The following is a 23543-nucleotide window of genomic DNA, read 5'->3' on the forward strand; positions in this document are numbered from 1 at the left end:
GAACGGTCTGCCGACCTCCGGACCGCAACGCGTTCCAACAACGGGCCGTCGCTGCTGTCCCCGAGCGAGCGAGCGAGCGCGGGTCGGGCGGCCAGGGGCGTACACGATGCATGCAGCCGGCTTCCCGAGCCCGGCCCCACACCATGACCCCGGTTCGACGGGTCGACGCCGCTCCTCGGTACGCCCCGCCGCCCCGGCCCTTCGACGAACGACCTTCGACGAACCCCCTGCACGGACGCTCGTCGTCGCCCGCGCCTTCGAGCCCTACTTGTCGATGTCGCCCACGACGAAGAACAGCGACCCGAGGATGGACACCATGTCCGCGACCAGCGTTCCCGGTAGCAGTTCGGTGAGCACCTGGATGTTGTTGTACGAGGCCGAGCGAAGCTTCAAGCGGTAGGGCGTCTTCTCGCCCTTGGAGACCAGGTAGTAGCCGTTGATACCGAGCGGGTTCTCGGTCCAGGCGTAGGTGTGGCCCTCGGGCGCCTTCAGCACCTTGGGCAGCCGCTGGTTGATCGGTCCCGGCGGCAGTTGGGCGATGCGGTCGAGACAGGCGTCCGCCAGGTCCAGAGCGTTGTGCGTCTGGTCCAACAGCACCTCGAACCGTGCCAGGCAGTCGCCCTCGGACCGGGTGACCACCTTGAGGGTGTCTTGGAGCTCGCCGTAGGCCAGATAGGGCTCGTCGCGGCGGAGGTCGAAGTCCACTCCCGACGCCCGGGCGATGGGGCCGCTGACCCCGTAGCCGTGCACCGCGGCGGCGGACAGCACGCCCACGTCCCGGGTCCGTCCGCGGAAGATCTCGTTGCCGAGCACCAGCCGGTCGTACACGTCCATCCGGGATCGGACATCGGCCACCGCATGGCGCACCCGCCCGGTCCAGCCGGCGGGGAGGTCCTCCTTCAGCCCGCCCACCCGGTTGAACATGTAGTGCATCCGCCCGCCGGAGATCTCCTCCATGACGCTCTGGAGTTCCTCCCGCTCGCGGAAGGCGTGGAAGACGGGGGTGATGCCGCCGAGTTCCAGCGGGTACGAGCCGAGGAACATCAGATGGTTGAGTACCCGGTTCAACTCGGCGAGGAGCGTACGGGTCCACACGGCCCGCTCGGGGACCTCCATGCCCAGCATCCGCTCGACGGCCATCACCACGCCCAACTCGTTGGAGAACGCCGAGAGCCAGTCATGGCGGTTGGCGAGCATCGCGATCTGGCGGTAGTCGCGGGCCTCGAAGAGTTTTTCGGCACCCCGGTGCATATAGCCGATGACGGGTTCGGCGTGCCGGATGACCTCGCCGTCCAGGACGATACGAAGGCGGAGGACGCCGTGCGTGGAAGGGTGCTGCGGGCCGATGTTCAGCACCATGTCGGTGCTCTCTGCGGCTCCGCCGATTCCGAGGGTGGTCTCCGTCATGGGGTCAGTATCCCCCCATCCCTCCATCCGCCTGAATGCGGCGCTGTCGGAGCCCGGTCCCACGGACCGGCCGACTGCTGATGCGGCTCCCGCTCCTCGGCCAGAGCCGCGAACCACCCGCTCGCCCCCGACCCGGCGGTCCCGGAGGAGGCCGGTTCTTGTGTCCTGCCCAGGGAGCCGCCCCCGCCGTCAGCGGACCCGCACGGCGGTAGCGGCCCACGGGACATGACATCCAACCGCAGGTGCGGACCCCCCTCAGCCGCTGTTCGGCCGCACCGGCTGCTTGAGCCAGACGAAGTCACCGAGCCCGCCCGGCAGCAGCAGCTCAGCCGCCTCGGACGCCTCGGACAGCGCGCGCAGGTATCCCGTCGGATCGCTGGTCGCCCGGGCGATCGGCGGACGCTCGGGCGCCACCCCCAACCCGCGCAGGGCCTCGCGCTGGGTGGCCAGCACCGCCCCGGGCAGTGCGCAGGCGTCCAGGGCCACGTGCGCGGTGAGATCACAGCTCCCGTCCGGCACCGGTCGCACCTCCCTGCCTCCGCGGAACCCGGCCAGCGTGCCGAACAGCGGACGGGCCGCCGCCGAGTGCGCGTAGTCCACCGCCACGGCCAAGCCCTCGTCCAGCGTCGCCACCGCCCGTGCCCACGCCGCATCCCGCGGTCGACCGATCTCCGCGCGAGCTCCCGGCTCCGTCAGCGGCCACCAGCGCGCCAGCCATTCGGCGTCCGCCCCTGCCACCGGTGGACCGAGGCGTTCCGTGCCGTCGGCGGCGACGAGCACCTGTCGCACCACCCCGTCCTCGTCCGCCTCAGCCACGTCCACGGGCACGTTGTCCAGCCACTCGTTGGCGAACAGCAGCCCCCGGACCCCCTCAGGCGGCCGGTGCGTCCACTCGATCCGGGCGTCGAGCCCCGCCGGCCGCGAGGCCCGCTCCACGGCGTACGCCCGTACCGGAAAGTCGTCGGGGAGGGCCGCCAGCACTCCCGTCAACAGCTCGCCCCGACCCGCACCCATGTCCACGATCATGGGGTCCCCCGCACCGGGGCCCAGTTCCGCGGCCGTCTCCCGGAACAGCCGGGCGACGGCCGCGGCGAAGAGGGGGGAGGCGTGCACCGAAGTACGGAAGTGTCCTGCCGGCCCCTCGGGCCGGAGGTAGAAGCCGCCGGGCCCGTACAGAGCGGCTTCCGTTGCTTCCCGCCAGCCCTGCCATTCACACGTCTCGTCCGTCACAACGGCAAGTCTCCACCTTGCGGAGTACGCCTCCGCTGTTCGGATCGCTCTGGCGGTTGACCCCGTCGGCTGTCAGGGTTCCCTACTCTGGGTTACGTGCAGCGTGTTTATGAGTTCATCCGCAGACACCCGACGGGCGTCGACGCCTTCTGGGGCATCGTCCTCTTCGGGTTCACCGTGCTGTGGGTGTGGGGGGGCGCCGACGAGACGGGACCCACCTGGGCCGCGCTCCTGGTGGGTGTGGCGCTGAGCCTGGTTCTCGCGCTGCGCCGCCGTAGGCCGGAGCAGATGCTGGTGCTCGGGGCGGTCACCGGTGTCGCACAGCTGATCCTGGACGTTCCGGTCAATACGGCCGACTTCGCGATGTTGGTGATCATCTACACCGTCGCGGCGCGCGACCGCTCCCGCTGGGCCTCCCGCCTCGCACTCGCCGGCGGCCTCGTCGCCGCGCCCCTCGCCCAGTTGCGTTGGCCGAGTCCCGAGGTCACGACGACGCAGCAGGTCTTCTTGGTGATCTTCCTGGCGGTGCCGTTCGCGCTCGCCTGGGTGCTGGGCGACTCCATACGCACCCGCCGTGCCTACTTCGCCGAACTGGAGGAGCGCGCCACCCGGCTGGAACGGGAGCGGGAGGCGCAGGCCAAGGTCGCGGTGGCGGCCGAGCGGGCCAGGATCGCCCGCGAGTTGCACGATGTGGTGGCCCACAACGTCTCGGTGATGGTCGTGCAGGCCGACGGCGCCGCCTATGTCCTCGACGCCGCACCCGACCAGGCCAAACAGGCGCTGGAGACGATCTCCACCACCGGCCGGCAGGCGCTCGCCGAGATGCGGCGGCTGCTCGGCGTGCTGCGCACGGGCGATGACCCGGAGAGCGGCGAGTACGTTCCGCAGCCCGACGTCCAGCAGATCGAGGACCTGGTCGAGCAGGTGCGCCGGGCAGGACTGACGGTGGACTTCAGGATCGAGGGGACACCTCGTCCGCTGCCCAGCGGCGTCGAACTGACCGCGTACCGCATCGTCCAGGAAGCCCTCACCAATACGCGCAAGCACGCCGGCCCGGAGGTCGGCGCGAGCGTGCGGCTCGTCTACTTCGACGACGGTCTCGGGCTGCTGGTCGAGGACGACGGTCGCGGCTCGGCGCACGAGCTCTACGAGGACGGCGGCGCGGACGGCCAGGGGCACGGGCTCATCGGGATGCGGGAGCGCATTGGCATGGTCGGCGGAACGCTGGACGCCGGCCCACGGCCCGGCGGTGGCTTCAGGATCAGCGCCCTGCTGCCGCTGAAGACCGCGTAGTCCGCACCGGGCCCGTCGAGCGTTCGTCGCACCGGGAGCGCGCGGGCCCGGGCCGTGCTGCGGTCGGTGCCCCTGCGTGGAGCCGGGGCCCTCGCCCGCACTGACGCCCCTGCCGCGTGACCTACGTACTCTGGCGGTATGACTGATGCCACAGCCGGACCGCCCGCAACGCACGTAAGAGTCATGCTCGTCGACGATCAGGTGCTGCTGCGCACCGGCTTTCGGATGGTGCTCGCCGCCCAGCCGGACATGGAGGTGGTCGCCGAGGCCGGCGACGGCGCCGAGGCGATCGAGGTTTTGCGGTCGACGGCCGTGGACGTGGTGCTGATGGACGTGCGGATGCCGCGTCTGGACGGGGTCGAGGCCACGCGGCGCATCTGTGCCCAGCCCGACCCGCCCAAGGTGTTGATCCTGACCACGTTCGACCTGGACGAGTACGCCTTCTCCGGGCTCAAGGCCGGGGCCAGCGGCTTCATGCTCAAGGACGTACCGCCTGGTGAACTGCTGGCGGCGATCCGCTCGGTCCACAGCGGCGATGCGGTCGTGGCGCCCTCCACCACCAGGCGACTGCTGGACCGGTTCTCACCGATGCTGCCCAGCAGTGTGGGCGAGCCCAAGAACAAGGACGTGGACCGGCTCACCGAGCGCGAGCGCGAGGTGATGCTCCTCGTCGCCCAAGGGCTGTCCAACGGTGAGATCGCGGCCCGGCTGGTGCTGTCGGAGGCGACGGTCAAGACCCACGTCGGACGCATCCTCACCAAGCTGAACCTCCGCGACCGGGTGCAGGTGGTGGTGCTCGCCTATGAGACGGGATTGGTGCGCGCGGGCGGCGGGGCGCACTGAACTGACCGTCAGTTCCCGACCGGCGCCCACCGGTGACGGCCGCCGTCCTTAGGGTCGATTCCATGTTGCTATGGATCAACGGCCCTTTCGGCGGTGGCAAGACCCAGACGGCGTACGAGATCCACCGCAGGTTGCCGGGCAGTTTCGTCTGTGATCCCGAGCGGGTCGGATTTGGTCTGCACGGGATGATGCCGCCCGCGGTACGCGGCGACTTCCAGGACCTCAGGGCCTGGCGGTCAGGGGTCTTCGAAGCGCTGGACGTCTCCCTGCGCTCCCATCCGGGGGTACTCATCGCACCGATGACGGTGGCGGAGCCGGCGTACTTCGAGGAGACCGTGGGGCGGCTGCGGGCGGCGGGGCACGACGTCCACCACTTCGCACTCCTCGCCGAGCGGGCGACCGTACTGCGCCGGCTGCGGGAACGGGGGCTGGGGACCGGCCTCAAGCGCGAGAGCTTCGCCGTGAGCAAGCTGGACCACTGCCTCGACCGACTCGGCGGGCCGCTCTTCGCCGAGCACGTCCACACCGACCGGGTGAGCGTCCCGCAGGTCGCCGATCTCATCGCCGAGCGCGTGGGGCTGCGGCTGCGGCCCAACACCGATGGGCCGCTCACCCATCGACTGCGCAAGGCATGGACGGGCATCCGGCACATCCGCCTGGGCTGACCGCCCACCTCGCCATCACGAACTCCGTCAGGCCAGTCGGCTGAGGAACTCGTCGACCGCTGCCCGTACGTCCTGTGCCGTCCATGTCAGGCCGGGTTCGGCCACCGTCAGTTCTGTGATCGAAGTCCCTGGAGGCGCTCCCTCCGGGGCCCACCAGACACGGAATAGCGTGACGCCCGTACTCTCCGCCTGCTCCGTCGCGGCCTTCTCCAGCCGGTCGGGCTCATAGGGCAACCAGACATGGAACTGGTGGGTGTGGGGCACCTCGGGAACGATCCGGAACCAGGGCACCCGTGAATCCCGCAACGCCTCGTGCAGCGCTGCCGCCACCGTCTTCGCATGGGCCACATACGAGGGCAGCCGCGGAAGCTCCCGCTCCATGCCGAGCAGGGCCGACAGCGCCGCCGGGTACTGCTGGAACAACTGGCCGCCGTAGCGGTGCCGCCAGGCCCGGGCCTCGGCGATGACATCGGTCGGACCGGCCAGTGCGGCGCCCGACAGCCCCCGGAGCGACTTGTAGAACGAGACGTACACGCTGTCGGCGAGGGAGGCGATCTCCGCCAGGGAGCGACCGAAGTGCGGGGCGCACTCCCACAGCCGTGCGCCGTCGAAGTGCACCACTGCATCGCGTTCCCGTGCCGCCTCCACCACCGCCACCAATTCGTCCCAGGACGGCAGGAGGAATCCCGGCTCCCGCAGGGGTAGCTCCACCATCAGAGTGCCGAAGGGCTCCTCGAAGTCCCGTACCTCATCCGCCGTCGGCAATCTCGGCTCCCGTACGGGATGGACCGTGCGCAAGCCGCTCACCACGCTGAACGCATTCCGCTCATGGACCTCCGGATGCGCCAGTGGATGGAGCGCGACCGTGTTGTTGCCCGTGCGCCCCGCCCAACAGCGCAGCGCGATCTGCTGGGCCATCGTCCCCGTCGGGAAGAACGCGGCGGCCGGGAACCCCAGGAGGGCGGCAGTCCGCTCCTCCACCGCCTCGACCACTCCGTCCCCGTAGAGATCGGCCCACTCGTCCAGGTCGTACACGTGTTCAGCGTCCGCGGCGAGGGCCGCCAAGCGCTCCCCGATGCGATCCTCTGTGGGCGGCTGCCACAGCTTTCGGTGTGAAGCCCGCCATGCCGCCCGCCGACGCTGCTTGTTGTCCGGTCCGCTCGTCTCCGCCATCCGACGATCATCCCCGAGAGGGCCGGAGTGGCGCCGCACACAGCCTGTGGACAACCATCGGGGGGCAAGTGGTGCTGGCGTAGCATGACGGGACATCGTCCGGTACCCGCCGCGGACTGGAACGGAAGGTCTGCACCGCGTGAATGCCACAGCCCCCCAAGAGCCACTCGACCCCCGGGACAGGCCCGCCCGTCTGACCGTCGGCGTCGTCGGAGCCGGCCGGGTCGGACCGGCCCTGGCCGCCTCGCTCCAGCTCGCCGGACACCGTCCCGTCGCTGTCTCGGCCGTCTCCGAAGCCTCCGTCCGCCGGGCCGCCGTCCTGCTGCCGGACGTTCCGATCGTCCCGCCCGCCGAGGTGCTCGCCCGCGCCGAGTTGGTCCTGCTGACCGTCCCCGACGATGCGCTGACCGGTCTGGTCGAGGGGCTCGTCGACACCGGGGCGGTCCGCCCCGGTCAACTGCTGGTGCACACCTCCGGGCGATTCGGTGTGCAGGTGCTCGCGCCCGCGACCCGGGCCGGCGCACTGCCCCTCGCCCTCCACCCTGCGATGACGTTCACCGGCACCAGTGTCGATGTGCAGCGACTGGCCGGATGCTCCTTCGGGGTCACCGCCCCGGTCGAGCTGCGGCTCGCCGCCGAGGCGCTGGTCATCGAGATGGGCGGAGAGCCCGAGTGGGTCGACGAGCAGTCCCGCCCGCTCTACCACGCGGCCCTCTCCCTCGGGGCGAACCACCTGGTCACGCTGGTCGCCCAGGCGATGGAGCTGCTGCGCACGGCAGGAGTGGCGGCGCCCGACCGGATGCTCGGCCCCCTGCTCGGAGCGGCCCTGGACAACGCCCTGCGCTCGGGGGACGCCGCGCTCACCGGACCCGTTGCCCGCGGTGATGCGGGGACCGTCGCCGTCCACGTGGCGGAACTGCGCAAACACGCCCCCGCCACCGTCGCGGGCTATCTGGCGATGGCGCGCACCACCGCGGACCGAGCGCTCGCCCACGGCCTGCTCAAACCCGAGCTGGCCGAGGACCTCCTCGGCGTACTGGCAGACGGCGGTCAGCCCGCGGGCGGCGAGCGCCCGTGAACGACCCCCATGAGACGCGTGGGACGGGTGAGGCGGGTGGGATGAGCGGCCAGTCCGACCGGCCTCCCGTCGAACCGGCCGCCGTCGCTGCACCGGTCCCGGAGCGCACCCGTCCACTGGGCTCCATCACCTCGCGCCCCGCCGGTTTCGAGCTGGTCCCGACCCTCGATGACCTGGGGTACGTCCTCGAACACCTGGCCGCGCCCGGCCACACGGCCGTCGTCATGACGATGGGCGCCCTCCATGAGGGGCACGCCGCGCTGATCCGTGCGGCACGCGAGCGGGTGGGCACCAAGGGCTTCGTCACGGTCACCGTCTTCGTCAACCCGCTCCAGTTCGGCGCGGGTGAGGACCTCGATCGCTACCCGCGCACCCTCGACTCCGATCTGACCGTCGCGGAGACGGCGGGCGCCGACATCGTCTTCGCCCCGTCCGTGGCGGAGATCTACCCCGACGGCGAACCCATGGTGAAGGTCACCGCCGGCCCCATGGGGGAGCGCCTCGAAGGAGCCAGTCGCCCCGGCCACTTCGACGGGATGCTCACCGTCGTCGCCAAGCTGCTCCATCTCACCCGCCCCGACCTGGCGTTCTTCGGGCAGAAGGACGCCCAACAGCTTGCCCTGATCCGACGGATGGTCCGCGATCTCAACCTTCCGGTCGAGATCGTCGGGGTGGACACCGTGCGCGAGGAGGACGGGATCGCCCGCTCCAGCCGCAATCGCTACCTCTCGGCTGCCGAGCGGGGCACCGCGCTGGCCCTCTCCCGCGCCCTGTTCGCCGCCCAGGACCGTCAGGCCGCACAGCAGGCGCTGCTCGCCCGGGCCGAAGCCACGCCGGGGAACCTGGCCCGCGCCGCCGCCCTGTCCGCACTCGGCGAGGCCCGAGCCGCAGCGGATGCCGCCGCCGTGGCCCAGGCCGCACCGGCCGGTGCCGACGCCGTGCGCGCCGCAGCCCGTACGGTGCTCGACGACGCCGCACGGGCCAACCCGCCCCTGGTCCTCGACTATCTGGCGCTCGTCGATCCGGCCACCTTCACCGAGGTCCCCGACGACTTCGAGGGGGAGGCGATCCTCGCCGTCGCCGCGAAGGTCGGTGCGACCCGCCTGATCGACAACACCCGCCTCAGGTTCGGAGCCACCTCGTGAGCACGCCCCACCCGCACGGCCCGGGCATACGGCTCAACGCCCCCGCCCCCGGCTGGTCCATCGCCGCCGACGTCGTCGTCGTCGGCTCCGGGGTCGCCGGGCTCACCGCGGCCCTGCGTTGCGCCGCTGCGGGCCTGTCCACGGTCGTCGTCACCAAGGCCCGTCTGGACGATGGCTCCACCCGCTGGGCCCAGGGCGGCATAGCCGCCGCGCTCGGCGAGGGCGACACCCCCGAACAGCACCTCGACGACACCTTGGTCGCCGGCGCCGGCCTCTGCGACGAGGAGGCGGTCCGGGCCCTGGTGACCGAGGGCCCGGCGGCGGTGCACCGACTGATCGCCACCGGTGCCGTCTTCGACACCTCCGCCGCCGGCGAGATAGAGCTGACCAGGGAGGGCGGCCACCACCGTCGCCGCATCGCCCACGCAGGCGGCGATGCCACCGGCGCCGAGATCTCCCGCGCCCTGGTGGAAGCCGCCCGCTCAGCCTGTCTGAGCACCATCGAGAACGCCCTGGTGCTCGACCTCCTGACCGACGCCGAAGGCCGTACCGCGGGAGTCACCCTCCATGTGATGGGTGAGGGGCAGCACGACGGCGTCGGAGCGGTCCACGCCCCCGCCGTCGTCCTCGCCACCGGCGGCATGGGCCAGGTCTTCTCCGCCACGACCAACCCCGCGGTCTCCACCGGCGACGGTGTGGCCCTCGCACTGCGTGCCGGCGCCGAGGTGTCCGACCTGGAGTTCGTGCAGTTCCATCCGACCGTGCTCTTCCTCGGTACGGACTCCGAGGGCCAGCAGCCCCTGGTCTCCGAGGCGGTACGCGGAGAGGGCGCACACCTCGTCGACGCCGACGGCGTCCGCTTCATGCTCGGCCAGCACGAACTGGCGGAACTGGCGCCCCGGGACGTGGTGGCCAAGGCCATCATGCGCCGGATGCGCGAGCAGGGCGCGGACCATATGTACCTGGACGCCCGCCACTTCGGGGCCCGGATGTGGGAGCACCGCTTCCCCACGATCCTCGCGGCCTGCCGTGTCCACGGCATCGACCCGGTCACCGAACCGGTCCCGGTCGCCCCCGCCGCCCACTACGCCTCCGGTGGCGTCCGCACCGACCTCCACGGCCGCACCACGGTCCCCGGACTCTGGGCGTGCGGCGAAGTCGCCTGCACCGGTGTCCACGGCGCCAACCGGCTCGCGTCCAACTCCCTGTTGGAGGGCCTCGTCTTCGCCGAGCGCATTGCGGCGGACATCGCACGCAGGTCCTCGGCCGGCACCCTCACGGCCGGCGTTCCCCACCCACCGGGCACACCGTCCGTGCTGCCGTTGATCGACCCCGACACCCGCCCCGCGATCCAGCGGATCATGTCGCTCGGCGCGGGGGTGCTGCGCTCCGAGGAGAGTCTGCGGGAAGCAGCGGCGGCCCTGGAGGCCGTGCACACGAGCGCGGTCAGCAGCGACAGCGCCCAGCACGCCCGGCACGCCAAACATGCAGAGCCCGGCGTCGACTCCTGGGAGACCTCAAACCTGCTCTGTGTCGCCCGGGTGCTCACGGCCGCCGCGCTTCAGCGCGAGGAGACCCGCGGCTGTCACTGGCGCGAGGACCGCCCCGACCGCGACGACCAGGAGTGGCACCGCCATCTGATCGTGCGGATCGCCCCCGACCGCTCGCTGGTGGTCACCCGCACCGAGCACACCGCCTTCCCCGCGACGGCCCTCGACCCACTCCCCGAACACCGGGCCGACCCCGTCTCCCCACCCGAACCGCCGACCGTCCCCCACGTCCCCAGGGAGCACCAGCCGTGAGCACGCCCGAAGAACGTCCACTCCCCGTGGACGTACCGCTGATCCAGATCGGCGCCGCCGAGCCCGAAGGCGGTGGCTGCGGGGACTCCTGCGGCTGCGCCCAGGGCGACGACGAGGAGTACGAGTGCGGTCTTGACCCCGCGCTGGCCGCGCTGCTCGCCGAGGCCGGTCTCGACCCCGTACAGATCGAGGACATCGCCTATCTCGCGCTCAGCGAGGACCTCGACGGCGGTGTGGACGTGACCAGCGTCGCAACCGTCCCCGAGGAGGCCGTGGCCACCGCCGACTTCACCGCCCGTGAGGCGGGCACGGTGGCCGGACTCCAGATCGCCGAGGCCGTGCTGTCGGTCGCGGCGACCCATGAGTTTGCCGTGGAGCGCCATGTCGACGACGGCGACCGGGTCGTCGCAGGGCAGAAACTGCTCTCCGTCACCGGCAGCACCCGGGATCTGCTGACCGGCGAGCGCAGCGCACTGAACATCTTGTGCCGCCTCTCCGGCGTCGCGACCGCGACCCGCGCCTGGGCGGACGCCCTGGAAGGGACGAAGGCGAAGGTCCGCGACACCCGCAAGACCACCCCTGGGCTGCGCGCCCTGGAGAAGTACGCGGTCCGCTGCGGCGGCGGCGTCAACCACCGGATGTCCCTCTCGGACGCTGCCCTGGTCAAGGACAACCACGTGGTGGCGGCCGGCGGGGTGGCCGATGCCTTCAAGGCCGTCCGGGACGCCTATCCCGATCTCCCGATCGAGGTCGAGGTCGACACGGTCCACCAGGTCCGCGAGGTGCTCGACGCGGGCGCCGATCTGATCCTGCTGGACAACTTCACTCCCGCCGAGACCGAGGAGGCGGTGGCGCTGACCGACGGCCGGGCGGTCCTCGAATCGTCGGGCCGACTGACCCTCGCGAACGCCCGCGCCTACGCCGACACCGGCGTCGACTACCTCGCCGTGGGCGCGTTGACCCACTCCGCTCCGATCCTCGACATCGGACTCGACCTACGCGAGGCTGAAGTCTGATGCTGCTCACGATCGACGTCGGCAACACCCACACGGTCCTCGGACTCTTCGACGGCGACGAGATCGTCGAGCACTGGCGGATCTCCACCGACGCCCGACGCACCGCCGATGAACTCGCCGTCATCCTCCAGGGGCTGATGGGGATGCACCCCCTGCTCGGCGTCGAGTTGGGCGACGGCATCGAGGGCATCGCGATCTGCTCCACGGTCCCCTCGGTCCTGCACGAACTGCGCGAGGTGACCAGGCGCTACTACGGCGACGTGCCCGCGGTGCTCGTCGAGCCGGGCATCAAGACCGGCGTGCCGATCCTCATGGACAACCCCAAGGAGGTCGGCGCGGACCGCATCATCAACGCACTGGCCGCGGTCGACCTCTACGGGGGCCCGGCCATCGTCGTCGACTTCGGTACGGCGACGACGTTCGACGCGGTGAGCACGCGCGGCGAGTACGTCGGTGGGGTCATCGCCCCGGGCATCGAGATCTCGGTGGAGGCACTGGGCGTCAAGGGCGCCCAGCTGCGCAAGATCGAACTGGCCCGGCCGAGGAGCGTGATCGGCAAGAACACGGTCGAGGCCATGCAGTCCGGCATCGTCTACGGATTCGCCGGCCAGGTGGACGGTGTGGTCCGCCGGATGAAGACCGAACTGGCCGCCGCGGACCCGGACGACGTCACCGTCATCGCGACGGGCGGGCTGGCATCCATGGTGCTGGGAGAGTCCTCAGAGATCGATGAGCACGAGCCCTGGCTGACGCTGATCGGCCTGCGCCTGGTCTATGAGCGGAACGTCTCCCGCATGTGACCGCATCCGGCCTCGGGTCGCCCGAGCCAGCCGCTCGGAGCGGCCCGGCCGGCGCGCGCAGGGGGCCGGTGGAGCCCTGACGGCACGTCCACCCGAAGTGGCCCTCCTCGGGACGGTCGCCGGCGCTGAGAAGCGGTGGAGGCGCCCGATGCGTGGCGCCTCGGCGGTGCCTGTCCGGGGGCTCGCCACCGCAACCGGGTGCGCCGCGCCCAAGCGCCCGTATTGGGTTGATTTCCACTTGTTCGCACGTATCGTCACCTCATGCCCACGCCATACGGTTCCCGCGGCGGCATGGCCTTCAGCGCAGACGAGCTGCGTGTGCTCCGACGCGCCCTCGCCGTCGCCCTCCATCCCACCTCCCTGCCCGACGAGGACATCCGGGACTGCCTGCGCCTGGCGGAATCCGTCGACGAGGCGGTGTTCGAGGCCGGGCGGCTGCACGCCTTCCTCCTCGCCGACCTGACTCGCTACCGCGCAGCGCTCCCCGGCTCGCTGACCGGCTATCTGGAACTGCTCCAGGACGCCCTCGCCGCCGGCTACGACCCCTGTCCGGACGACCTCGCGGCCCTAAGGGCGTTGCGCGGCAATCCGGTCGCAGCGGCCGTCCTTGAACGCTGCCAGTTGCTGGCCGAGCAGTCCGTACGGGCCAGGCTCGGCCGGTGGACCGCTCCCGCCCCGCGTGCGCGGTTGCTGGCGCTGCCTGGCGGCCGGGCGGCGGACGAACGCGATCCGGATGCGAAGCCGGAGCCGCGCCCCCAGCCGAGGCCGGCTCCGACCAGGCCCGAGGAGCCCGCTCCCGGCGAGCGCCCGGTGCCCAAGCCCTCCGAGGTCTTTCCGCCGCGCCGTCGCCCTGCGCCCCCACCGGAGGAGCGCGCCGCGGGGTAGCTACTCTGGGAGGCATGGACTACGTATCCGCCCTGGTGCCTCCCGTGGTGATGGCCGCTCTCTTCACCGCCCTGATCGTGACGATCGTCAAGAGTCAGGGCGGTCCGAACAAGTCCAAGGAAGACGCGATCGTGGATGCCACGATCGCCCGCGCGGAAGCGGCCCGTCAGGGCGGCGGGGATAGCTGACTCAGGAGCAATACCTGGGGCGCAGGACGTACGACACACTCAGTTTGAGTCGTACGTCCTTTTTGTTACGTCATTACCGAGCATTCCAACTTCTCCCACTATGGTGGGAATGTGCCCCGCCAATTGGGAGAGCTCGAAGATGCCGTCATGACACGGGTCTGGCAATGGAACCGGCCGGTCACCGTCCGGGAAGTCCTGGAAGACCTCCAACAGGACCGCTCCATCGCCTACACGACCGTCATGACGGTAATGGACAATCTCCATCAGAAGGGCTGGGTCCGCAGGGAAGTCGAAGGCCGTGCCTATCGATATACGGCCGTCTCGACTCGGGCCGCGTACTCGGCGGCCTTGATGAACGAGGCGTGGTCCAAGAGCGACAACCCTGCCGCCGCACTCGTGGCCTTCTTCGGCATGATGTCGCCCGAACAGCGTGAGGCGCTGCAAGCAGCCGTCCGCATGGTCGGGGGTGAACCGGTCCCGAACGCGGCCGAAGAAGGCGACTCGACTGAAGAAGGGGTTGCATCCCCCGAAGCCGAAGCCGAAGCCGAAGCCGAAGGCGCTGTTCGTAGGGGCGACTCCGATTTGGTCGAAGGCGAAGTTCCGGCCGTTGTTGACCCGGATCTCGCCGAAGACGCAGTTCCTGGTGAGGGTCCCCTTCTCGACCAAGACGCAGTTCACGGCGACCATCCCGCCGACGGCCGGACATCCTCGGGGCGATAGCGTCGATGCATGTCTAATGCAGCGGCAAATGCCATCACCGTCAGACGCGCCAGGACCGGCGATGTGGGTGCGGTCCGCCGACTGCTGGATCCGTACGTGAGTGAAGGCATCCTGCTCGACAAAGCGACAGTGACTCTTTACGAAGCCATCCAGGAGTTCTGGGTTGCAGAACGGGACGAAGACGGTACTGTCGTCGGCTGCGGCGCTCTCCACGTCATGTGGGAAGACCTCGCAGAAGTACGCACACTTGCGGTCGATCCTCTCTTCAAGGGCACAGGCATCGGCCATCAGGTGCTCGACAAACTGCTGCACACAGCGCGCTGGCTGGGGGTTCGCCGGGTTTTCTGCCTGACCTTCGAAGTCGACTTCTTCAGCAAGCACGGCTTCGTCGAGATCGGCGAGACGCCGGTCGCCGGAGATGTCTACGCCGAGCTGCTGCGTTCCTATGACGAGGGTGTAGCCGAGTTCCTCGGGCTCGAACGCGTGAAGCCGAACACCTTGGGCAACAGCCGGATGCTTCTGCACCTGTGATCACCACTTGCCTGGGAGCTCTATGTCCGAATCGCGCATGTTTCCCGTCTTCTTGAGGATCTGAACCTCTGCCAAGGGTTTGTGTTTTCCAGGGAAAAGCGGTTTCCTTTCCGCGTACTGCATTTTCGATGAAAGGAAATCCGGTGGCACAGAAGGTTCAGGTCCTTCTTGTCGACGACCTCGACGGCGGCGAGGCGGACGAGACCGTGACGTTCGCTCTCGATGGCAAGACCTACGAGATCGACCTCACCACCGCCAATGCGGACAAGCTCCGCGGGTTGCTTGACCCGTATGCCAAGAGCGGGCGGCGCACGGGTGGCCGCGCTGCTTCGGGTCGGGGTAAGGGCCGTGCGGCGGCGAGTGGGAACAAGGACACCGCGGAAATCCGCGCGTGGGCCAAGGCGAACGGCTACGAGGTGAACGACCGCGGTCGAGTCCCCGCCACGGTCCGTGAGGCGTACGAGAAGGCCAACGGCTGAGTAGCAGCCGTCTTAATCGGCCAGGTATTCGCAGGCCGCGTATTCGTACGCGCTCGTTCCCGCGGCCGTGCGCATATTCGTACCGAGCAAACGGATGCGGTGGCACTCGGAGGCGACCGCATCGAGGAGACGGACGAGATCGGGGCCCCCGCCCCGACCTGTTTCGGTCCCGCGCCCTAGCGGGTTCAGGGCCGGAAGTGTCGGTTCCACCTCACACCCCGGCACGGGGGGCCGCAGCCAGACGGCGGCCTCCCGAGAGCCGGTCCTGCCTGGTGGGGGTGGGGCGCTCAGGCGTCCGCCCGCACCGACGGCGGTCAGATCCAAGGTGATCCCGCCCCATTCCAGCCAGTCGAGCAGCCCTGGAAGCTCCTCAGCGCTCCCCGCGGCCACCAGTAGTTGCATTCGGTCCCCCGCCGGCCCGGAGAGTGCCACGGGCCCGTTCAGCTGCATCTGGTCGAGCACCGCCGTTCCCGCTGCCGCCGGAAATTGCAGTACGTCGAAACGCACCCCGGTCCGTAGCCATACGCGGGAAGACCGATGGCCCCCGCGGCAATGCGCGACGTGGCAATGCGAGGCATTTGGGTCGCCTGTGACTTCTGGGTCGCTCGGGTCGGTGGTTGTCGCCCAGCCCAGTTCCGTTTCGTACCAGCGCGCCCATGCCACTTCCCTTTCGGGCGGCGATGCGACGGCCTCGCGGGGGGAGCGGGGCCCCGGAACGGTGAAAGTCATGTCCCGGGAACTCTCGATCCGCCGTAGGAGTTACGCAGAGTGCGCAATGCATTGCTCAGAGTGTCGCAGATGGGGGTGTTCGGGGGCATTCGAGCGCACGCGGTTGTTCGCCCGTAGCGGAGGGAACCGGTGTGCGCCGCATGGACTGTCAGTGCTTACGGGTAAGACATCCCTAGTGGGAAGGGGCGACACGCTCGCAGGGAGCGCTTACGTTCGCCATCGGCGTAGTGATGGAGAGGGTAACTGCCTGGCCTGCGGGAACATCGTCTCGCACCATCGGGTTGGAGCAGTTGTCGGCGTTCAGGGGTCAGGAGGCCACAGACGGGTGTCGGCAGTTGGAATGAGCGGTCCCCGCTTGCGGGACTAAGCTGCGGAAGGACAGGGAGGGGACCGACCCCTTACTGCCTGACCGCTCTGAGGAGCGATTAACGATGTTCGAGAGGTTCACCGACCGCGCGCGGCGGGTTGTCGTCCTGGCTCAGGAAGAAGCCCGGATGCTCAACCACAACTACATCGGCACCGAGCACATCCTCCTGGGCCTAATCCACGAGGGTGAGGGTGTCGCCGCTAAGGCCCTGGAGAGCCTCGGGATTTCGCTCGAGGCGGTCCGCCAGCAGGTGGAGGAGATCATCGGTCAGGGCCAGCAGGCCCCGTCCGGGCACATCCCCTTCACTCCCCGTGCCAAGAAGGTCCTGGAGCTTTCGCTCCGCGAGGCCCTTCAGCTGGGCCACAACTACATCGGCACCGAGCACATCCTGCTCGGCCTGATCCGCGAGGGCGAGGGCGTCGCGGCCCAGGTCCTCGTGAAGCTGGGCGCCGATCTGAATCGAGTGAGGCAGCAGGTCATCCAGCTGCTCTCCGGCTATTCAGGAAGCAAGGAAGCCGCCACTGCCGGCGGCCCGGCCGAGGGCACTCCCTCGACCTCGCTCGTCCTGGACCAGTTCGGCCGCAATCTCACCCAGGCCGCACGGGAGTCCAAGCTCGACCCGGTCATCGGGCGCGAGAAGGAGATCGAGCGGGTCATGCAGGTGCTGTCCCGCCGCACCAAGAACAACCCCGTGCTCATCGGCGAGCCCGGCGTCGGCAAGACCGCCGTCGTCGAGGGCCTGGCCCAGGCCATCGTCAAGGGCGAGGTGCCCGAGACCCTCAAGGACAAGCACCTCTACACCCTGGACCTCGGTGCCCTGGTCGCGGGCTCCCGCTACCGCGGTGATTTCGAGGAGCGCCTGAAGAAGGTCCTCAAGGAGATCCGCACCCGCGGCGACATCATCCTGTTCATCGACGAGCTGCACACGCTCGTCGGCGCGGGTGCTGCCGAAGGCGCGATCGACGCGGCCAGCATCCTCAAGCCGATGCTCGCCCGCGGTGAGCTCCAGACCATCGGTGCCACCACGCTCGACGAGTACCGCAAGCACCTGGAGAAGGACGCGGCCCTGGAGCGCCGCTTCCAGCCCATCCAGGTCGCGGAGCCGTCGCTGCCGCACACCATCGAGATCCTCAAGGGCCTGCGCGACCGCTACGAGGCCCACCACCGGGTCTCCATCACGGACGAGGCCCTCGTCCAGGCCGCGACCCTGGCGGACAGGTACATCTCGGACCGCTTCCTGCCGGACAAGGCGATCGACCTGATCGACGAGGCCGGCTCCCGGATGCGCATCCGTCGGATGACCGCACCGCCGGACCTCCGCGAGTTCGACGAGAAGATCGCCGGAGTCCGCCGCGACAAGGAGTCGGCCATCGACTCCCAGGACTTCGAGAAGGCGGCCTCCCTCCGCGACAAGGAGAAGCAGCTCCTCGCTGCGAAGACCAAGCGCGAGAAGGAATGGAAGGCCGGCGACATGGACGTCGTCGCCGAGGTCGACGGCGAGCTCATCGCCGAAGTCCTGGCCACGGCGACCGGCATTCCGGTCTTCAAGCTGACCGAAGAGGAGTCCTCCCGACTCCTGCGCATGGAAGACGAGCTGCACAAGCGCGTCATCGGCCAGAAGGACGCCATCAAGGCGCTCTCCCAGGCCATTCGCCGTACGCGGGCGGGTCTGAAGGACCCGAAGCGTCCCGGTGGCTCGTTCATCTTCGCCGGCCCGTCCGGTGTCGGTAAGACCGAGCTCTCCAAGACGCTCGCCGAATTCCTCTTCGGTGACGAGGACGCCCTGATCTCCCTCGACATGTCGGAGTTCAGCGAGAAGCACACGGTTTCCCGTCTCTTCGGTTCTCCGCCCGGATACGTGGGATACGAAGAGGGCGGTCAGCTCACCGAGAAGGTGCGCCGGAAGCCGTTCTCGGTCGTCCTCTTCGACGAGGTCGAGAAGGCCCACCCCGATATCTTCAATTCCCTTCTGCAGATCCTGGAAGACGGTCGTCTGACCGACTCCCAGGGCCGGGTCGTGGACTTCAAGAACACGGTCATCATCATGACGACCAACCTCGGGACCCGGGACATCTCCAAGGGATTCAACCTTGGCTTTGCCGCACAGGGCGACGTGAAGTCGAACTACGAGCGGATGAAGGTCAAGGTCAACGAGGAGCTGAAGCAGCACTTCCGGCCCGAGTTCCTGAACCGTGTCGATGACACGGTCGTCTTCCACCAGCTCACCGAGGAAGACATCATTCAGATCGTCGACCTCATGGTCAACAAGGTGGATGAGCGGCTCAAGGACCGTGACATGGGCCTGGAGCTGAGCCCCACGGCCAAGTCGCTGCTCGCGAAGAAGGGCTACGACCCGGTCTTGGGTGCCCGGCCGCTGCGCCGGACCATTCAGCGGGAGATCGAGGACGTGCTGTCGGAGAAGATCCTCTTCGGCGAGCTGCGCCCCGGTCACATCGTGGTCGTGGACACCGAGGGCGAGGGTGAAGAGAAGAAGTTCACCTTCCGCGGTGAGGAGAAGTCCGCGCTGCCGGACGTCCCGCCGATCGAGCAGGCCGCGGGCGGTGCCGGACCGAACCTCTCCAAGGAGGCATAGCCTCCGCGAGGTGCCGTCAGACTGAAAAGGGGCTGCCCCGGATTCCGTACTCATGGGTACGGGCCGGGGCAGCCCCTTCTTTCGCGGTCCGACGCCACGCGGTCGAGACGGGAGCACCCGCTACCGACAGGGCGCACCGCGCGATTGCATGCCAGCCGAGCAGACCGCGCAGCCCTAGTGGGCTTCCGAGCAGTTACAGCCCCTTGGGTGGCTCACGTTCAGTCGTTCCCCGAGCGCCGCCCTGCCGGTGAGCCGGTGTTCCGACACTTCGGTGATCGCCACCCTCAGCCCGGGCACCGTGCGGAGCGGGGACAGATCTAGGCTCTCGTCTCCCACCAACACCGGGTTGTTCAACAGGAGCCTGCGCAGTGCGGGAGCCCGGGCCAGCGCCGTGAGGTCTTCCGTGCGCACCCGGATCCTGGACAGGGTCAGTTCCGTCAGTGAGGTCAGGGCGGGCAGCGCCGTGAAGTCCGCGAGCTGGGTGCAGTGTTCCACCGACAGTTTGGTGAGGGTGTTCGCGCAACCTTCCACTGCCGTCAGATCGGTGAGCAGCGAGTTGTTGTCCAAGCTGAGGGAGCACAGCTCGGACGCGGCGAGGGCTCGGGAGAGCAGCGTGGGCGCGATGGACCCGGTCACTCCCACGTAGCGGGCGTGCGGGAGCAGCTGCAACTGCGCGAGCTGGGCCTCGTTCGTGAGATACACGATGGTGTTGGCCAGGTCGAGACCGGACAGGACCTCGCGCGCGTACTCCTCGGGTGGGAACCGTGCCCAGTCACGGGTGAGCAGGTACTCGCCGTGCGGCTCGCCCCGGGCGGCGAGTGCCAGGCGGCGGGCGTAGGGGACGGCCGAGCTTCCGCCGATGACGCTGACCAGTTCCGCCAGCTGCCCCCGCTCGGAGATGCCGAGCTCCTCGGGGGCCGGCAGCAGAGGCAGCACTTGGCTGCCGAGCCGAACGGTAGAGCGCCCAGCGGCTCTCGGGAAGGAAGCCCTGGCGCAACCGGTGGAGTGCGCAGATCACGGCACACAGCAGTGGGGTGCGGGCGAGGTCCCTGAGCGCAGGATTGAGGTCGAACTGCTGGAGGAGTCCGCGTTCCAACTCGTCGATGCCCTGCACATCCTCGTCGTCGAGCCGGGCCGCCCGGTGCCAGGCGGCGCTGAACGCCCGGATGCCCTCGTCGTGCAGGGGGAGCAGGCTCAGTTCTTCGAAGCCCTCGGAGCCGAGCCAGTCAGGGGCGACGGCGAGCGGACGTACGGTCACCAGGCATCGGGTCAGGGGGAAGCGGTGTACCAGGCGGGAGAGCCAGCGGTGCGCCTCCTCCCTGTCCTCCTGCGGCACTTCGTCGAGCCCGTCGACCAGGAGGAGTGCCCGACCATCGGCGAGGACCCGTCCCGCCCAGCCGGCGGGAGCTGCGTCGATCATCAGACGCGACACCCCGGCGAGCTGGGCGGGGGAGGGGAAGCCGTCGCCCTGGGCGCGCAGGCTGCGCAGGGGGACGACGAAGGGCACGAGTCCATTGAGTTGGGCGAGTCGGTCGTCGAGGGTTCCCGCGGCTGCGTGGGCGGCCAACCACCAGATCAGCGTGGTCTTGCCCGCGCCGGCGTCCCCACGCAGAAGGACCCGGGGGCGGGTGCCGAGCAACTCTTCGATCTGTTGTGGGCCCGAGCCGTGTTCCTCGTGGGGCGTCGGGAGGCTCCAGTAGTCGCGCGGGACCGCGGAGTCGATGGACGCCCTGCGCCCGGCACGGGATTGGGGACGGGCCTCCAGGCTCAGATAGGCGGTGTCGAGGTCCCATTCCGTGTCGTTCCTGCTGAGTTCGTCCAGTCCGAAGATCTTCGTCTTGCGGTACTCCGCCCTGAGGGCCTCCCCGTACTCCTCCTCGTAGTGGGTGTCGTCGGGGTGGGTCTTTCGGAGTCGTTCCAGTCGGGGCGGGGCGATGTTGTCGGATCGGCGGGTGAACCAGTCCAGAAGGTCGGGATCGGTGAAGACGAGCCCCGCCGGTACGCACTCCACGCGGAGGTGGTTGCGCCCCTGGGGTACCTCCTTGACGATGCCGAGCAGTGCGTTGCCCGAGTAGACCGGGCTGCCGGAGAGCCCGGCGAGGGGCGATGGGCCGCCGGACGCTTCGACCGCGGGAGGCTGGTCGAACGCGAAGGTCATCGTCTTGCGGACGATCCCGGCGAGGGGCAGTACGGTCCCGGTGTACTGGTCGGCGTCGAGTTTCTGCCCTTCTTAGCGCTGGACGCGGGGAAAGCCGACGATCTCGCAGTGGGGCAGCGGTCGGTCGGAGGTGACCTCGCACATCGGTACGGGGGTCTCTTTGAGCAGCCAGGTGGCGCCTGACAGCAGTGGTTTGGGGCTCTGTAGCAGTGCCGCGTCGAGGCGTGGGTTGGACCACACGACCTGGCAGTGCACCGTTCCCGTGCGGCCCGGTAACGCGACCGCGGCGGTGTGTGCGGAACCGACCACATGCGCGCAGGTGAGCACGGTGGTCGCGGTGATGATGGCGCCGCTGCCCTGGCACTGCCCCATGACGGCCACGGCGCGGCGTCCGGGTGAGGCCCGGAAGGGGCTCATGGGCGGTTGGCGGGTCCGGCCGTCCCGAAGTCGGCTGTGTCGCCCGCCTCGTCATGGCCCACCAGCCAGCTACCGCCGGTCCGTGCGTTCTTCGGGGTGAGGGTGAAGGACACCCGATGGGTGTGCCCGGTGGACCTGGTGGTGTCGCCACCGGCCTCCAGCACCCAGGCTTTCGCCTTGAGTCCGCCGCTGCGGTCCTTGCGCAGCTCGATGGTGAACTCCATCTCGATGTCGCCCACTTCGAACAGGACGGGCTGACCGGTTGCGCGCCCCGCGGCGTCGACCAGTTGTTCGCGGACGGCTTCGATCGCGTCGGCCAGTTCGATGGCGGTGTCGTTGGCATGGCTGTCGCTCATGGCCCGGACGGTACCGAGACCCGGCCCGGGCCATGATTGGTTTCAGCAGAACGTCGGCTTCTGCCAGGAGCATTCCCGGTCAGCGGTGGGATCGGTGGTGCGGGTGAGGGCCGGAGTGATGGACGGGACTGTTTCCGTGGTCGTGTCGGTACGGGCGAGCGTGACCACGATGGCGTCCTCGATGCTCTTCACCGAGGACGCCAGATAGTTGTTGAGGACGATGCTGAAGACAAGCTCTCGCCCGTTCGCGTCCGTGACATACCCGGAGAGTGCCGAAGCACCGGTCAGGGAACCGGTCTTGGCCCGTGCGTTGAGAGCTGCGGGGGTGTTGCACATCCTGGTACGGAGGGTTCCGCCCGCGGCCCGGTCGGGGCCGCAGGCGAGCGGCAGGGAGGCGTACCAGTCGGCGTACCAGGGGGCGTTGCGCACGGAGAGCAGGAGGGTGGCGAACTGTTCGGCCGGGAAGAGGTTCATCCGGGACAGACCCGATCCGTCGACCTGTCGTAGGTCGTCGGTGGTGACGCCTTCCGCGCGCAGTCGGGTGGCGATCGCCGAAAGCCCGGCGCTCCAGGTGCCGCGGCCTGCCGTCTCGTACCCCATGGTCTTCGTCAGGGCTTCGGCGTGCATGTTGTTCGACAGCTTCATGAACGGGTGCATGAGCTCCCGCAGGGGCATGGAGCGGTGTGAGGTCAGCGATTGTGCGGAGGTGGGGGTGGCGCGGCCGAGGCGGGTGCTCTCCGTGACCTTGACTCCGTGGCGCGTGAGGGCGTCATGGAAGACGGCCGCGGCATAGCCGGTGGGTTCCCAGACGGTCACCCACTCCTTGGTCGCTCCGGCCCCGATCGGGATGTTTCCGCTGATGGTGATCGTGTTGTTGCCGTGGCGCCGCTGTACGGACAGGGTGTCGGAGCCGCCGGCGGCCACCGTGCTGCCGCTGATGTCCAGCTTCACATAGCCGGTCTTCGGCTCCACGGTCACCTTGGGCTTGTCGCCGGCCTTCGCACCCGGGACCGCTTCGACGATGACCGTGCCGGAGTCATAGTCGGTGTCGGGGGCGATGGTGAGGGCCGAGGTCTGGGCGGAGTAGTACGAGGACTGGTCGTCGACGGCCCAGGAGCGGCCGAGGCGTTGGGTGTCGAAGCGGGTGTCGTCGGCGACGAGCCGACCGGTGACCTTGGTGATGCCGGCGGTGGCCACGGCGGCGGCGAGCTTGTCGTAGTCCTTGGCGAGGGTGGTGGGATCGCCGCCGCCGCGTAGGTACAGGTCGCCCTTGAGGGTGGCGCCGTCACGGGTGCCGTGGGTCAGGACGTCGGTCGAGAAGCGGTACTGCGGGCCGAGGACGCCGAAGGCGGCGACGGAGGTGGCGATCTTGGTGTTGGAGGCCGGCATCAGCCGGTCTCCACCGGCGCGTTGGTAGAGCCGTTCACCGGTGTCGGCATCGGCGATCACCACACTGGCCGCGCCGCCGTCGAGCCGGGCGTCGGCCAGGATGGTGTCGATGGCGCCCTTGAGCCCGCTGTTGGAGGTGCCGGCTCCGGCAGGGCTGCTGAAGGTGAGGGTGGTGAGGGCGAGTGCGGTGGTCAGGACGCAGCCGAGCCCGGTGCGGAACGGGCGGACGCGGGGGGTGCGACGATCGGTGCCCATCACGGATCTGGTCATGTCCGGAGC

Annotated in this window: 22 protein-coding genes; 14 read left to right on the plus strand and 8 right to left on the minus strand. The window is 69.4% G+C overall.

Annotation, left to right across the window (positions count from 1 at the left end; all coding sequences use genetic code 11):
* Positions 1-264: 264 nt before the first annotated feature.
* Positions 265-1407 carry an NADH-quinone oxidoreductase subunit D gene (locus OID54_RS21550; protein ID WP_329021788.1) on the minus strand — a complete coding sequence of 381 codons (1143 nt, stop codon included), beginning with the start codon at positions 1405-1407 and terminating at the stop codon, positions 265-267.
* A gap of 255 nt (positions 1408-1662) precedes the next feature.
* On the minus strand, positions 1663-2637 hold the full coding sequence (locus tag OID54_RS21555) for an SAM-dependent methyltransferase (protein WP_329021790.1): 975 nt from the start codon (positions 2635-2637) through the stop codon (positions 1663-1665).
* Positions 2638-2733: 96 nt separating this feature from the next.
* On the opposite strand from OID54_RS21555, the gene OID54_RS21560 reads away from it, so the two are divergent.
* From OID54_RS21560 to OID54_RS21570, 3 genes are all read left to right on the plus strand, one after another.
* Complete coding sequence (locus tag OID54_RS21560; protein WP_329021791.1) at positions 2734-3930, plus strand: sensor histidine kinase; 1197 nt, start codon at positions 2734-2736, stop codon at positions 3928-3930.
* A gap of 138 nt (positions 3931-4068) precedes the next feature.
* Positions 4069-4773 carry a response regulator transcription factor gene (locus OID54_RS21565; RefSeq protein ID WP_329021793.1) on the plus strand — a complete coding sequence of 235 codons (705 nt, stop codon included), beginning with the start codon at positions 4069-4071 and terminating at the stop codon, positions 4771-4773.
* 62 nt (positions 4774-4835) lie between these two features.
* A complete protein-coding gene (locus OID54_RS21570; RefSeq protein ID WP_329021795.1) occupies positions 4836-5438 on the plus strand; it encodes an ATP-binding protein in 603 nt (200 codons plus the stop codon).
* A 27-nt stretch (positions 5439-5465) separates the two neighbouring features.
* Here OID54_RS21570 and OID54_RS21575 read toward each other — a convergent pair whose 3' ends face one another.
* Entirely contained in the window at positions 5466-6611 is a 1146-nt protein-coding gene (locus OID54_RS21575) for a threonine aldolase family protein (RefSeq protein ID WP_329021798.1), read from the minus strand.
* 139 nt (positions 6612-6750) lie between these two features.
* On the opposite strand from OID54_RS21575, the gene OID54_RS21580 reads away from it, so the two are divergent.
* The 10 genes from OID54_RS21580 to OID54_RS21625 all read left to right on the plus strand — a co-directional run bounded on the left by OID54_RS21580 (position 6751) and on the right by OID54_RS21625 (position 15255).
* Positions 6751-7689 (plus strand): Rossmann-like and DUF2520 domain-containing protein, encoded by a 939-nt coding sequence (locus tag OID54_RS21580; RefSeq protein WP_329021801.1) that lies wholly within the window; start codon positions 6751-6753, stop codon positions 7687-7689.
* A gap of 41 nt (positions 7690-7730) precedes the next feature.
* The gene (panC, locus tag OID54_RS21585; RefSeq protein ID WP_329021803.1) at positions 7731-8834 is read left to right on the plus strand and encodes a pantoate--beta-alanine ligase; all 1104 of its coding nucleotides are present in this window, start codon (positions 7731-7733) and stop codon (positions 8832-8834) included.
* Positions 8831-10636: an L-aspartate oxidase gene (locus tag OID54_RS21590; RefSeq protein ID WP_329021805.1), complete on the plus strand. Its 1806-nt coding sequence runs from the start codon at positions 8831-8833 to the stop codon at positions 10634-10636. The genes panC and OID54_RS21590 overlap by 4 nt, the downstream gene beginning before the upstream one ends.
* Positions 10633-11652 carry a carboxylating nicotinate-nucleotide diphosphorylase gene (gene nadC / locus OID54_RS21595; RefSeq protein ID WP_329021807.1) on the plus strand — a complete coding sequence of 340 codons (1020 nt, stop codon included), beginning with the start codon at positions 10633-10635 and terminating at the stop codon, positions 11650-11652. Before OID54_RS21590 ends, nadC begins: the two co-directional genes overlap by 4 nt.
* Positions 11652-12452 carry a type III pantothenate kinase gene (locus OID54_RS21600; RefSeq protein WP_329021808.1) on the plus strand — a complete coding sequence of 267 codons (801 nt, stop codon included), beginning with the start codon at positions 11652-11654 and terminating at the stop codon, positions 12450-12452. The genes nadC and OID54_RS21600 overlap by 1 nt, the downstream gene beginning before the upstream one ends.
* Positions 12453-12743: 291 nt before the next feature.
* Positions 12744-13337 carry a hypothetical protein gene (locus OID54_RS21605; protein WP_329027692.1) on the plus strand — a complete coding sequence of 198 codons (594 nt, stop codon included), beginning with the start codon at positions 12744-12746 and terminating at the stop codon, positions 13335-13337.
* 14 nt (positions 13338-13351) lie between these two features.
* Positions 13352-13525, plus strand: coding sequence for a hypothetical protein (locus tag OID54_RS21610; protein ID WP_329021810.1), 174 nt, complete (start codon positions 13352-13354; stop codon positions 13523-13525).
* Between the two features lie 147 nt (positions 13526-13672).
* Entirely contained in the window at positions 13673-14245 is a 573-nt protein-coding gene (locus OID54_RS21615) for a BlaI/MecI/CopY family transcriptional regulator (RefSeq protein ID WP_443055657.1), read from the plus strand.
* 9 nt (positions 14246-14254) lie between these two features.
* Positions 14255-14776 carry an amino-acid N-acetyltransferase gene (locus OID54_RS21620; RefSeq protein WP_329021812.1) on the plus strand — a complete coding sequence of 174 codons (522 nt, stop codon included), beginning with the start codon at positions 14255-14257 and terminating at the stop codon, positions 14774-14776.
* A gap of 143 nt (positions 14777-14919) precedes the next feature.
* Entirely contained in the window at positions 14920-15255 is a 336-nt protein-coding gene (locus OID54_RS21625) for a histone-like nucleoid-structuring protein Lsr2 (RefSeq protein WP_329021813.1), read from the plus strand.
* Between the two features lie 12 nt (positions 15256-15267).
* On the opposite strand, the gene OID54_RS21630 is transcribed toward OID54_RS21625, so the two are convergent.
* Positions 15268-15984, minus strand: a complete 717-nt coding sequence (locus OID54_RS21630; protein ID WP_329021815.1) for an SCO3374 family protein — start codon at positions 15982-15984, stop codon at positions 15268-15270.
* A gap of 431 nt (positions 15985-16415) precedes the next feature.
* On the opposite strand from OID54_RS21630, the gene OID54_RS21635 reads away from it, so the two are divergent.
* Positions 16416-18944, plus strand: coding sequence for an ATP-dependent Clp protease ATP-binding subunit (locus OID54_RS21635; protein WP_329021817.1), 2529 nt, complete (start codon positions 16416-16418; stop codon positions 18942-18944).
* Positions 18945-19716: 772 nt separating this feature from the next.
* On the opposite strand, the gene OID54_RS21640 is transcribed toward OID54_RS21635, so the two are convergent.
* From OID54_RS21640 to dacB, 4 genes are all read right to left on the minus strand, one after another.
* Positions 19717-21102, minus strand: a complete 1386-nt coding sequence (locus OID54_RS21640) for an NACHT domain-containing protein (protein WP_329021818.1) — start codon at positions 21100-21102, stop codon at positions 19717-19719.
* 72 nt (positions 21103-21174) lie between these two features.
* Positions 21175-21519, minus strand: a complete 345-nt coding sequence (locus OID54_RS21645) for a trypsin-like peptidase domain-containing protein (protein ID WP_329021820.1) — start codon at positions 21517-21519, stop codon at positions 21175-21177.
* Positions 21516-21875: a trypco2 family protein gene (locus tag OID54_RS21650; protein WP_329021822.1), complete on the minus strand. Its 360-nt coding sequence runs from the start codon at positions 21873-21875 to the stop codon at positions 21516-21518. Before OID54_RS21650 ends, OID54_RS21645 begins: the two co-directional genes overlap by 4 nt.
* A gap of 42 nt (positions 21876-21917) precedes the next feature.
* Positions 21918-23534: a D-alanyl-D-alanine carboxypeptidase/D-alanyl-D-alanine endopeptidase gene (gene dacB, locus OID54_RS21655; RefSeq protein ID WP_329021824.1), complete on the minus strand. Its 1617-nt coding sequence runs from the start codon at positions 23532-23534 to the stop codon at positions 21918-21920.
* Between the last annotated feature and the right edge of the window lie 9 nt (positions 23535-23543).

The sequence above is a fragment of the Streptomyces sp. NBC_00690 genome (genome assembly GCF_036226685.1).
GTDB lineage: Bacteria > Actinomycetota > Actinomycetes > Streptomycetales > Streptomycetaceae > Streptomyces.